The sequence below is a fragment of the Pseudanabaena sp. FACHB-2040 genome (genome assembly GCF_014696715.1).
Classification (GTDB): domain Bacteria; phylum Cyanobacteriota; class Cyanobacteriia; order Phormidesmidales; family Phormidesmidaceae; genus JACVSF01.
The window spans coordinates 102,860-115,430 of sequence record NZ_JACJQO010000001.1 but is presented as its reverse complement, the minus strand read 5'-3'; the positions used below and the strand labels follow the sequence as shown (position 1 = coordinate 115,430).

General features: G+C 53.9%; 6 protein-coding genes. 3 read left to right on the top strand and 3 right to left on the bottom strand.

What is annotated here, in order from left to right; genetic code table 11:
- Nucleotides 1-9: 9 nt before the first annotated feature.
- Nucleotides 10-3,999, bottom strand: coding sequence for a PAS domain S-box protein (locus H6G13_RS00470; protein ID WP_190481045.1), 3,990 nt, complete (start codon nt 3,997-3,999; stop codon nt 10-12).
- 51 nt (nt 4,000-4,050) lie between these two features.
- On the bottom strand, nt 4,051-4,590 hold the full coding sequence (locus H6G13_RS00465; RefSeq protein ID WP_190481043.1) for a PadR family transcriptional regulator: 540 nt from the start codon (nt 4,588-4,590) through the stop codon (nt 4,051-4,053).
- Between the two features lie 188 nt (nt 4,591-4,778).
- On the opposite strand from H6G13_RS00465, the gene H6G13_RS00460 reads away from it, so the two are divergent.
- The 3 genes from H6G13_RS00460 to H6G13_RS00450 all read left to right on the top strand — a co-directional run bounded on the left by H6G13_RS00460 (nt 4,779) and on the right by H6G13_RS00450 (nt 10,147).
- Entirely contained in the window at nt 4,779-6,233 is a 1,455-nt protein-coding gene (locus H6G13_RS00460) for an efflux RND transporter periplasmic adaptor subunit (protein WP_199305651.1), read from the top strand.
- A gap of 56 nt (nt 6,234-6,289) precedes the next feature.
- A complete protein-coding gene (locus H6G13_RS00455) occupies nt 6,290-9,457 on the top strand; it encodes an efflux RND transporter permease subunit (RefSeq protein WP_190481041.1) in 3,168 nt (1,055 codons plus the stop codon).
- 498 nt (nt 9,458-9,955) lie between these two features.
- Entirely contained in the window at nt 9,956-10,147 is a 192-nt protein-coding gene (locus H6G13_RS00450; RefSeq protein ID WP_190481039.1) for a DUF2949 domain-containing protein, read from the top strand.
- A gap of 28 nt (nt 10,148-10,175) precedes the next feature.
- Here H6G13_RS00450 and glgB read toward each other — a convergent pair whose 3' ends face one another.
- Nucleotides 10,176-12,419, bottom strand: a complete 2,244-nt coding sequence (gene glgB / locus H6G13_RS00445; RefSeq protein ID WP_190481037.1) for a 1,4-alpha-glucan branching protein GlgB — start codon at nt 12,417-12,419, stop codon at nt 10,176-10,178.
- Nucleotides 12,420-12,571: the final 152 nt, after the last annotated feature.

Here is a 12,571-nt window from a genome sequence, read left to right as displayed (position 1 = left end):
TAAGGAGGATTAGCAAAGAGGCAGGGTGACTGCGATCGCAGTTCCAGATCCAGTTTGGGTATCAATGGCCAGCTGGGCCTCAATCTGCCCAGCCCGTTGCCGCATACTTCCTAAGCCAAACCCATTGCTGCGCTGATGCAGGTCAAATCCTTTACCGTCATCTTGAATTCGCAGTTGAATTGTATCAGCCGCAAAGATGAGGTGAACCTGAATGGTTTTGGCCTGAGCATGTCGCAGCGTATTGGTTAGCGCTTCTTGAGCAATCCGCAGCAGGTTCATGCCAACATCTGAGGGTAGGCCGTGGGGAGTTCCCTCTATCTTGACGATTGCCTGAATTGGGGTACCTGTGGTGAGTTGTTCTGTCACGCGGGTTAGGGTTTCGGCAATGAAGCAGTAGTTAGTGCTTTCTTGGCACAACGACCATACTGACAGCCGGGCCTCTGCCAATCCTTCTTTGGCGAGGGTCTGAGCGCGGGTGATGCAGGCTTGAGCTTGATCGGGTTTATTGGAGAGGAAGCGATTAGCAGCTTGAAGCTGCATCAGCACTCCCATAAAGGACTGCGCCAGGGAGTCATGAATTTCGCTGGCCATGCGGTTGCGTTCTTCTAGCATCCCTGTTTGTTTGGCTTCTTCTGTGAGCTGAGACATTTGCAGAGCCAATGCAGCGTGTTGTGTAAGCGCCCGACATTGCTCTAGTTTAGAAGTGTTTTGCTGCTGGTAAGTCGTAAAACATAGTCCCAAAAACCCCAAGGCGTGTTCGCCAATCAGAAGCGGAATGGCGGCAATGCTTTTATGCCCAAACTGCTTATGCCAGGCTTGAGATATGGGCCAGTGCTCGGGTGGCGGATTGTCGTTGTCGATCCAGATAACCCGTCGCTCCTGGCTTAGCCTGTACCAGGCATTGGTAATGTCTGCGGGGATGGGAGTTTGCCAAGGTTCAGTCCGTGGGTCGGTTGCAACGTCAATCACTTCACCGTGCAACAGAAGTGCTGTCATGTGTAAGGTGTGCGAGGCCGCCTGATACACAAATACTCCAGCGCTAGCCGCGCCGCTGGCTTGAATAGATTCTTGCAAGACAGCAACTAGAAACGATTGCAAATTGTCAGTTGTCGTAAGGTGACGAAGAGAGCGACGCAGGGCATCATTCGCCCTGGCCAGTTCTGCTGCCCGCTCTTGTTCGGCCCGCAATAAGGCATCCTGCATGTGCCTCAACTCAGTAACATTGCAGTCGGCTCCTCGATAACCTGAAAACTTGCCTTCCAGGTTAAACATAGGAGTTCCACTGGTTTCAAAAACTACCTGACGCCCATCTTTTGTTAGATTTCGGTTCTCTAGCCTGCTAAAGGTTACCTGCTCGGCGGCGATGGTAGAGAATGTCTCTGACACCCGTTTTGCCTCATCTGGAGGCATGAAGTCAAACGGGGTTTTACCCAGTATTTCTTCGGGAAGGTAGCCCAAAATTTTGGACACTTTTTCATCTACAAAGGTGTAAATGCCGTTTTCATCAACTTCCCAGGCCCAGTCGCTCATGGTGTTGAGCAGGTCTTGCAAACGGCGTTTGCTCTGCTGTAGCTGGGCATTGGTTCGCTCTAACTCAGCGGCACGGTCTTGGGCGGCTTGCTTCTGTTCGCGGGCGATCGCAGCCTGTTTTGCTTCTTCTGCTAGTCGAGTTAGCTCTAGCGCTAGGGCCATTTGATTGGCTAGGGCTTGAATGAGTTCAGTTTGTCCTAAGGTCAGGGTTGTGCGATCGCAAAAAGCAATTCCCAAAAAGCCAACCGGCTGATCCCCTGCTACCAACACCTGACCTGCGTGAGCCACGTGTCCCATTTTGCGATGCCAAGCAATAGTGTCTGGCCACGTATATTCATCTGGGTGATCGGCTGCCTGCCAGATCAGGCTGCGCTGCTTTAGCAACAGGCGAAAAGCAGGCGTAACGTCGGCAGAAAATCCGCTGTGAAAACTGGCCGGATCATCGGGGTGCCCGTCGGGATAAAGGCTGCCATCTCGAACACAGCCAATTTGCTGCAGCTGATTGGTTTCGGGCTCATAGCGAAACAAGTGGGTGACACACGCGCCTGCTTGACGGGCAATCTCCCGTAGAGTGGCGTTTAGAAAGCCCTTGATGTCTTGAGTGGCTGCCAAACTAGCTAGGGTTTCCCGCAAAGCAACATTGGCTTTTGCCAGTTCTGTGGCGCGTTCTTGTTCGGCCTGAATGCGTTCTTCAACCAGGCGATCGACTAACTGTTGGCGATGAAGAGAGGCTCCTATTGCGCCTGCCCCAGAAGCCAACACGTCAATTTCCTGGGTCTTCCACTGGCGGTAATCGACGCAGTCATCAAAGCCAACGCAGCCAAAATAGTCTCCTTCAATAAAAATCGGAACTGCCCCGGTTGACTTCACCCCAATGTCGGCTTGTTGGCTTCGAGCAGGTTCAGGAAAATATTCGAGGGTGTGCCACACAGATCGTCCGGCTCGAAGCTCATCCACTAAAACGCTGTAATCGTCGTTGTACATTACGCAAGTTAATGGGTCATCCATTTGTTTGGGCACGTTTGGGGCGGCCCATTCTTGAATGACCTGATGCTGTAGCCGCCCGCTGCCGGTTTCCACGCGCTCCTGCATCAGCGTTACTCGACTGATATTTGCGGCTTCACCCATTCTTTGCAGTGCCTGAGCGATCGCAGCTTCAACCTCAGAGTTTTCCAAGAGGTCTTTGGTAATTTCCGCAACCACCGAGAGGAGGCGATCGCGCTGCTTCAATTCTTCATTGGCTGCGGCCAACTCTGCTGCTCGGGCCTGTTCAGCTTGCAGAAAGATTTGCTGAGTTTCACGCAACTCAGTAATGTCGACCTGCGTACCCCAACCCCCTGCTACGTAGCCATCTTGGACAGTAGAAACCCCACTGTTGAGGAAGTAGCGTAGCCGCCCCTGTCTATCAACTTCCTCAGTCTCTACGTTGCGGAAGCGGTATCCACTCTCTACGATGCCTCGAATAAACGCCGCATTTTTCTCGGAATTTGGGACATGGACATCGGCATTTCTCACCCCAATTAGATCTTCAGGATTGTCTACGCCATACATGGCAGCAAACGCAGGATTTGTTTTTGTGACACGAATGTTGTGATATAGCCATTCACACTGTTTTTCAATCGGTAAAGTGATTGGGCAAGGCGGGTCAATCTCGACGTAGTAAAATCCTTCGCTGCTTAACTCAAATAGAATCCGAAATCGTTCTTCCGATTCTGCAAGTTGAGTCATCGCCTGCTGAAAATCGCTGTTGATGCGCTCTAGCTCAGCCGAGCGTGCTTGTTCTGTTAGCAACAGGGTTTGCTGGGTGCGCTCCCGCTGAATTGCACTGCCAATGCAATCGGCGGCAATTTTCAATACAGATAGTTCTGCTGGACTGCGCCGTTTTGCTTGGCGACAATCATCTAGCCCAATGACTCCCCACCATTTGCCCTCAACATAAACTGGAACAATTTGTGTCGATTTCACCCCGATCGTAGCCTGTGAGCTACGAAACGGTTCGGGAGCTTCTTCAAGTAAATAGCTCAGGGAGCGGCCTTGCTGCAGCTGCTCAAAAAGCTCCGGAATCTCTCTATAGCTACCCTGAGCTGCAGCCAAATCAGAAAACTGGGGAACCGTTCCAGGAGAATTCCATTCGTACAAAACCCGCCAGTGGGGAAAACTCTCTGAAGGAGAATCAAAATTCTCGATGACGTTAATGCGATCGCTGCCTAACGCTTCGCCAAGGACTCGCAGAGCGGTGCTGACGGCTTCATCGAAGTTAGCAATCGAGAGTAAGGCGTTGGCTGCGATCGCGGTTGCCTGGAGCAGCCGATCCGCTGAGGCAGGAGGAGAGCTGCTGCCGTAGGCCGCTGATGATGACTGTTTCCTGCTGTCTACAAGGGCGGCCCGCAAGGCAGAGTTTTCCTGCTCCAAAGCAGCTATTTGCGCCTGAAGCGTTAACTCATTCTGGAGCAACGGTATCTCGGGCATAGAATTTAGCCTGCGGGGGAACGCCCCTTCAGTATAGGGGAGCGGTTATGGCTAGGTTTTATCTACAGAGGCAGAATAGGCAGCAGCCTCCAGCTTGTTCTGTTCTTGCTCCAGCATCTGCGTGAGCCAGCTGATCTCTTGGCGCAGCATATTTTCAAACCAGCTCCAGGCTGCAGACTGATAGGGGTCGCTGGGCAGCGGCTGTGTTTCCTTGTCCTCTAGCCGTAGACGGCAAAGGACAAGGCGGTTTGCCAGCAGCTTAATTCGCTGATTTGGCTCGATGTATGCAAAAAAGAAGAACTTAATCATAAAACGCGATCGCGCATTCACCCAGCTCTCCTGCGGGTGCTCCATCATCTTCTGCTGCCACTGCGCCCGACCCTGATCCGTGAGGCTGTAGATCTTGCGGTTAGACGCGCCATCTCCGACCACCGTAATGGCTCCCTGCTGCTCTAGCCGCCTGAGCAAGGGGTAAATCGTGCCACAATTGGCGCTGATGCAGCCGCTCATGAACAGTTCAAGCTGCTGCTTCAGGCGATAGCCGTGAAGGGGTTCTCGTTGAAGAAGTCCAAGAGCCGCAATTTCAAACATGACTAAATCTATATCAGATTGATATACTCAGCCTTATCCTCTGCAATATTACGTATCCAGCTCACGTCAGCTCGGTCTGGATAGTGCATTGCACTGTTAACGATACCTTCAACCGAGACAGCTAGGGTGGAGTTTAGCCCCAACTGCCTGGCTACCAAGCACTCAAACGCAACTGGGAGACAAATACTGTGCAGTCTGATGCAGCAAACGTAAATTCTCCGGCAACCCAACAAGATGAACCGTCCCGGTATGACATAGAAACGGCGGGTCCTCCGCCGAGATCCTCCACCCGCTCCCAGCGCCGCTGGTTGCCGGCACTGGGGCTCTTACTGTTGCTGACTGGCCTAGGGTTGGGCTGGCGCTGGTGGCAGGGACGAGGAGCCGATCCCGGCGGGCAGGCGGCAGCTCAACAGCCTCCAGGAATGCCAGTGCAGCTAGAAACGCTGGAAACAACCACAGTTATTGACTTCTCTGAGTTTATTGGCTCCCTAGATGCGCCAGATTCGATCGAGATCCGGCCTGAAATCACGGGACGGATCAGTCAAATTTACGTAAGCCAGGGGGAGCGAGTCGCAGCCGGAACGCCTCTGGTGCAGCTCAGGCCCGATCAACAGCAGGCTGATGTGGCTAGCGTTTTAGCTAGCGTGAGCGTGGCCCGCGCCGCCCAAGCCAACGCCTTGTCTCAGGTCGAGGCAGCGCAGGCAGATCGGATCGCCCAGGAGGCTGAAGTCAATTTGCAGCGGCAGAACTTTGAGCGCACCGCTACCCTGGTTGAACGGGGAGCGCTATCTGAACAGGCCCTAGACGAAGTCCGGCGGGATAGGGATACTGCGATCGCACAGCTCAATGCCATTGATCGCCGCATTCAGGCCGCCGAAGCTGGGCTAGCAGAAGCCAGGGCCGGAGTAACCCAGGCCCAAGCCAACGCCGATCGGGCTAATGCCCAGCTTCAAGAAGCCACCATTGTTGCGCCCTTTGACGGCATTGTGGGCGATATTCCTGCCAGAGTGGGCAGTGTCGTAACCAACAGCGACGTTCTCACCACCCTCACCCGCAACCAGTCCCTCAACCTGCGGCTATCAGTGCCTCTAGAGCGGGCCCCTGAGCTGCGAACAGGGCAGCAGGTTGAGTTGACCGACAACCAGGGCAACGTTGTACAGACTGGGGTCGTCAGCTTTATTGCTCCTCGAGTTGAGGGCGGTGCTCAAAGCATTCTGGCTGAAGCCACCTTTGATAACCCCAGCGGCCAACTGCGAGACGGCCAGTTTGTGCGGGCACGGCTGATTTGGGATCAGCGGGCTGGACTTTTGGTGCCAGCTACCGCCATTACCCGGCTGGCGGGAGAACCCTTTGTCTTTGTGGCAGAACCGCCTGACCCCACCGCTCAACCACCACAGCAGCCTGGCTCAGCCGAACAGCCCCCAGCTGGGCAGCCCCCAGCCGGGCAGCCTCCGACACTCGTAGCTCAACAGCGCCCTGTGCAGTTGGGCAACATCCAGGGCAACGACTATCAGGTACTAGAAGGTCTATCAGCGGGTGATCAAATCGTCGTTTCTGGGGTGCTAAACCTGGCTGACGGTGTGCCGATTATGCCCGTTCCTCCTGCCTCAGAGGCAGGCTCAGGGGCTCCCACGACTCCTTAAAAGAGAGTTCCCTAGATACGGTTACCGGCTCGGCTCTACTCCTCCTTAATAAAGCCATGTTTGCTGAACTTTTTATCAAACGTCCGGTTGTTGCCACAGTTTGTGCCTTCATCATCCTGTTGCTGGGGGCGATTGTCATTCCCACCCTACCGATTGCTCAATACCCCGAAATTGCCCCACCCCAAGTCAGCGTCACTGCAAACTACACAGGGGCCAGCGCTGACGTGGTCGAAAGCTCCGTCACCAACCTGTTGGAGCGAGAGATTAACGGGATTGAGGGGGTGCGCTACATCTCCTCTAGCAGCAGTAACAGCGGCCTTAGCACCATTAATGTCACCTTCGAGCCGGGTCGCGATATTGACCTAGCAGCCATTGACGTTCAAAATCAGCTTTCAGTGGCCGAGGCCCAGTTGCCAGAGCCAGTTCAGCGCACTGGCGTCACTGTCACCAAACAGTCCAGCGGCTTTCTCCTCGCCATTGGCCTATTTTCAGACAATAACCAGTACACGCCTCTATTTCTGAGCAACTACGCCGACCTCTACATCGTGGACGCCCTGCGGCGGCTGAACGGGGTAGGGGACGTGCAGGTGTTTGGCGAGCGGCGCTACGCCATGCGTTTGTGGATAGACCCAGAACGGTTAGCCAGCCGGGGTCTGACTACCCAAGACGTGGTTACGGCCTTAAACGAGCAAAACCTGCAGGTGGGGGCGGGCCGTCTAGGCCAAACCCCAAACGCTACCGACCAGGAATACCAGCTAGACCTAGAAGCCGTCAGTCGCCTGACTGATGCCTCTCAGTTTGAGCAGATTGTGCTCAGAACCGAAGACGACGGAACGCTGGTGCAATTTCGAGATGTAGGCCGAGTAGAGCTAGGGGCGCAGGACTACAGTACGATTCTGCGGTTCCGGGCTAACGATGCGGTGGGCTTGGGCATTAGCCAGCTGCCGGGCAGCAATGCGCTAGAGGTGGCTCGTGCCGTCAAAACAGAACTGGCGCGGCTGTCAGAGCAGTTTCCAACAGGCATGCAGTATCAGGTTGCGTTTGACACCACCACGTTTGTCGAAGAGTCGATGCAGGAGGTAGTCAAGACCCTAATTGAGGCAATTGTCCTAGTAGTGCTGGTGATCTTTGTCTTCCTGCAAGACTGGCGCACCACCCTCATTCCGGCCATCACCATTCCAACCTCTCTGATTGGCACCTTTATCTTTGTCAAGCTGTTTGGCTTTTCCATCAACACTTTGACCCTGTTTGGCCTGACCCTGGCCACCGGGATGGTGGTCGATGATGCGATCATCGTCGTGGAAAACATTAGCCGCCTGATCAACACCCGCGATTTGAGTCCCAGGCAGGCGGCAATTGATTCGATGCGCGAGCTTAGTGGAGCGGTAGTCGCTACCTCGCTGGTGCTGATGGCTGTGTTTATTCCGGTGGCGTTTTTCCCGGGAACTACAGGGGCGCTTTATCAGCAGTTTGCGCTAACGATTGCCTTTTCAATCGCGGTTTCAACCTTCCTAGCGTTGACGTTGACTCCCTCCCTTGCTGCCCTGCTGCTGCGGCGCAATACGCGCCCGCCTGGGCTACTGGCAGGATTCTTCAACGGCTTCAACTGGTTTTTGGATGGTTCACAGCGGCGCTACCAGCGATCGCTCAACGTGCTAACCCGCTTTAAAGCGGCAGTGATTGGCCTGTTTATTCTGGCGCTGGGCCTGACGGGGCTGCTCTTTACTCGAGTGCCCGCTGGCTTTTTGCCTGAAGAAGATCAGGGCTATTTCATTACTTTGATTCAAGGCCCTGAAGGGGTTTCGCTGAACTATACCGATAAGGTGATTGCCCAAGTTGAGCAACAAATTCTGCAGGTACCAGAGGTGATTGGCACTTTTGCCATCGCTGGCTTCAGCTTTACCGGCAGCAGCGCTAACAACGGCATTATTTTTGCCACGCTCAAGCCCTTTGAGGAACGCACAGGGCCGGAGCAGTCAGTGCAGGCCATTATTGGTCAGCTCTTTGGTCAGTTTATGGGTATCACCGAGGCTCGGGTACTGCCGCTTAACCCGCCGCCAATTCAAGGCCTGGGCACCTTTGGCGGCTTTACCTTCCAACTACAGGACCAACGCGGCACTGCAGATCTGAACTCACTGCTAGGGGCGGCCTATCAGATGATTGGGCAGGCTAACCAGACTCCTGCTCTGCAGCAAGTCTTTACGACCTTTGCCGCGAGCACACCCAAGCTCTCGATTGAGGTTGATCGCAACTTGGCCCAAGCCCAGCAGGTGTCTGTCAACGATATTTTCAGCACCTTGCAAACAGCGATTGGCTCTCAGTACGTCAATGACTTTACGCTAGGCCAGCGCAACTACCGGGTCTATGTCCAGGCTGACCAGCAGTTTCGCTCCAATCCGGGAGACATTAGCCGGCTCTATGTCCGCTCGGCAACGGGGACAATGGTGCCTCTAAGCAGTCTGGTCACGGTCACGCCTCAGACAGGGGCACAAACCATTACCCACTTTGACCTGTTCCGCTCAATTGAGATTACGGGTTCGGCGGCTCCGGGTTACAGCTCGGGAGATGCGCTCAATGCGATGGAGGAACTGGCAGCCCAACTGCCCCCTGGCTTCAGTTACGCCTGGGCCGGAACGTCCCTGGAGGAGAAAGAGTCGGGTGGTCAGGCTACCATTATCTTTGGCCTGGGTCTGGTGTTTGTTTTTCTGGTGCTGGCGGCCCAGTATGAGAACTATATTGACCCGCTGATTATTATGTTGGCGGTACCGCTGGCGATCATGGGTGCACTGCTGGCCCAGTCTTTACGAGGGCTGGAGAACGATGTTTACTGCCAGGTTGGGCTGGTGATGCTGATTGGTTTGGCGAGTAAAAACTCTATTTTGATTGTGGAGTTTGCCAACCAGCTGCGGGAACAGGGGCTCTCGGTTACCAAAGCTGCCGTAGAAGCCGCTCAAGACCGGCTGCGACCTATTTTGATGACCGCTATTTCGACGCTGATCGGCATCTTTCCGCTAGTGGTGGCGACAGGGGCAGGTGCCGGTAGCCGTCAATCACTGGGAACGGCGGTTTTTGGCGGCATGCTGATTGCTACCTTTTTGACGCTGTTTATGGTGCCGACTCTGTATATCGTGATCACAAACTTCCGAATTCGTTTGTTGGGCCAAGGAGACTCTGATCGAAGGGTAGAGCGCGAGGAGGCCGTATTGCCTGGGTCTCGTCTGTAGTGGTTTGTCGGACTGCTGGGCGGTTTTAAAGGTCCTTGCAGAAGGGCTTTGTCCCTTTTGCAGCCGCCCCTCACTCTAAGGTCTTGGAACCCTTAGTTAGAATTAGCTGCTTGAGCACCAAACCCCGCTCAGCCTTGGACTTGAGTCTAGGTGAGCGGGGTTTGGTGCAAAAAATATGAGACGTCTGCAGCTTGGAGGGGGAATGCTGTTTCAGTCAGTTGTTAGGGCGCAAACTGGGGCAGCCTTTAAGGGTAAAGATTGACGGTTCTTTACGAAGGTTTTACAGCTGAATCTGGTAGAAAACCTTAAATTAAGTTTGTGACTGCCAGCTTCTTACGTAAACTGACGTGAAATCAAAGGCCCCTGATTTTTTGGGGTTAGTGATTCTATCTAAAGGCGCATACTGGCCTGGTTATTCATCGCTAAACTCAGGCAATGATCTGGGCAGGCGACGATCTAGATTCCATCAGGGTAAGCATACTCACTATTTAAAGAACTATGTCAGCAACTAAACAGCGTCAGCTGATTGATTTTTTGCAGGGCGACCTAGCGATTCCGGCAGATGCGATCGCACTGGCCCTCCGTCAGACAGAGCAGGCCCCCAGCACAATGCCAATGGTGCTTTGGCAGTACGGACTGGTTACCTTGGAGCAGCTCAACCGCATTTTTGATTGGCTAGAAGCAGCCTGAGGTAGGGCGCTTTACGCGCCCTAATTGACTACTCAGCCTCTAGCTTCAGCACCAACACGCCTAGAGGCGGCAACGTCAAGCTCAGGGCATAAGGCCAGACAGGGTTGTCCCAGGCTTGAGTAGCTTTGCCCCCATAGTTGCCGACGCTGCTGCCACCGTAGTCTTGGGCATCGCTGTTGAGAATTTCCCGGTAATAGCCTGGTTTAGGAACGCCTATCCAATAGTCATATTGAGGGTTTGGGGTGAAGTTGCAGACGATCAGCAAGAACTCGTCTGAGTGCTTATCTTTGCGGAGAAACGAGACCACGCTGTTGTCGGCATCGTTGCAGTCGATCCACTCAAACCCATTAGTTGAAAAGTCATCGGTGTAAAGGGCGGGCTCACGCCTATAGAGGGCATTGAGTTCGCTCATGAAGTTTTGCAGCTGCTGGTGGGGCTCGTGGTTGAGCAAGCTCCAGTCGAGATCGAGCCAGCTATTCCACTCAGTAGTCTGACCAAACTCCATCCCCATAAACAAGGTCTTTTTACCGGGGTGGGTAAACATGTAGGCATAGAGGGCACGGAGATTGGCAAACTTCTGCCAAGGGTCGCCCGGCATCTTCTGGTAAAGGTTGCCCTTGCCGTGTACGACCTCATCGTGAGACAGGGCCAGCATAAAGTTTTCGCTGTAGGCGTACCAGATAGAGAAAGTAATGTTGTTCTGGTGGTAGCGGCGGTAGACCGGATCTGTATTGAAGTAGTCGAGGATGTCGTGCATCCAGCCCATGTTCCACTTGAAGTTGAAGCCTAGGCCGCCGATGTAAGTAGGACGAGAGACATTAGCCCAGGCTGTAGACTCCTCAGCAATTGAGAGCACGCCGGGGTAGTAGCCAAACAGCAGGTAGTTGAGCTGCTGCAAAAACTCGACTGCCTCCAGGTTTTCCCGACCACCGTATTGGTTAGGAACCCATTCGCCCTGTTTGCGATCGTAGTCAAGGTAGAGCATCGAGGCGACCGCATCTACCCGAATGCCGTCGATATGATACTTGTCAAACCAGAACAGGGCGTTGGAAACCAAAAAGTTGCGAACTTCGTGGCGAGCATAGTTGAAGATCAGCGTACCCCACTCTTTATGCTCACCTTTACGAGGATCGGCGTGTTCATAGAGGTGAGAGCCATCGAAGTAGGCCAGTCCATGGCTGTCTTTGGGGAAATGGCCGGGCACCCAGTCTACGATAATGCCGATGCCGTTTTGGTGGCACTGATCGACAAAGTACATGAAATCTTGAGGCGTGCCAAAGCGGGACGTAGGGGCGTAGTACCCAGCTACCTGATAGCCCCAGGAACCATCGTAAGGGTGTTCTGCGACCGGCATCACCTCAACGTGGGTGTAGCCCAGCTTCTTGACGTAGGGAACTAGGGTGTCGGCCAGTTCCCGGTAGGTCAGAAAGCGAGCTTCGGGCTTGGCAGAGACCTCCACAACATAGCCATTTTCGGGCGGCGTATCGCCGCTGCCATGCAGCCAGGAGCCAAGATGCACTTCGTAGACAGAAATGGGCTGCTCGTGGGGGTTACCCTGCCGCCGCTGCTCCAGCCATTCAGCATCGTTCCAGGTGTAGGCCAGGTCGTTCACGACGGACGCTGTGGCGGGGCGTACCTCCTGCTGGTTACCGTAGGGATCGGATTTGTAGTAGAGATGGCCTTCCCAATTTTTAATCTCGTACTTGTATTTTTCGCCGTTGCTCAAGCCCGGAATAAACAAATCCCAGACGCCATTAATCCGCCGCATCTGGTGCTTGCGGCCATCCCAGGTATTGAAGTCGCCAATGATGGAGACGTTACGAGCATTGGGGGCCCATACTGCAAAGTAAACCCCTTCAACCCCATCAACGGTGGCTAAGTGTGCCCCCATCTTTTCGTAAATACGGTGATGGTTGCCTTCACTGAATAGGTAGATGTCGTAGTCAGTGAGCAATGGTGACTTAAAAGCGTAGGGATCATGCATGACCCGTTCATGTTCGCCTTCTTTGACCTTGAGCAAATAGTTGGCGGCCAGTTCTTCGGTATTAATCTCGCACTCAAAGAAATGGGGGTGGTGGGTCTGCTGCATTGGGTACTCAGACCTTTCCTCGGGGTGAATCACCCAGGCAGCCTCGGCATCAGGCAAGTACGCCCGGACCACCCAGCGGCGATGGCCGTTTTCTTCGATTGGGTGCGAACCCAGAATTTCAAAAGGATTTTGATGCTGGTTTTCGACGATCCGCCAGACTTGCTCCGGTGCAGCAGTAGGCATAGTACTTCCTTTGCTCGGCGACTTATTGAACGGTAGTTGCAGTGAGAATGCTCGCTACAGGGCCACAAACATTGGCGGTAATGCCCTGGTAAACGTTAACGCTAAACCTCTCGCTGAGGTTTCTTGCTAAAGACAGAAAAGTGAGCTTGAAC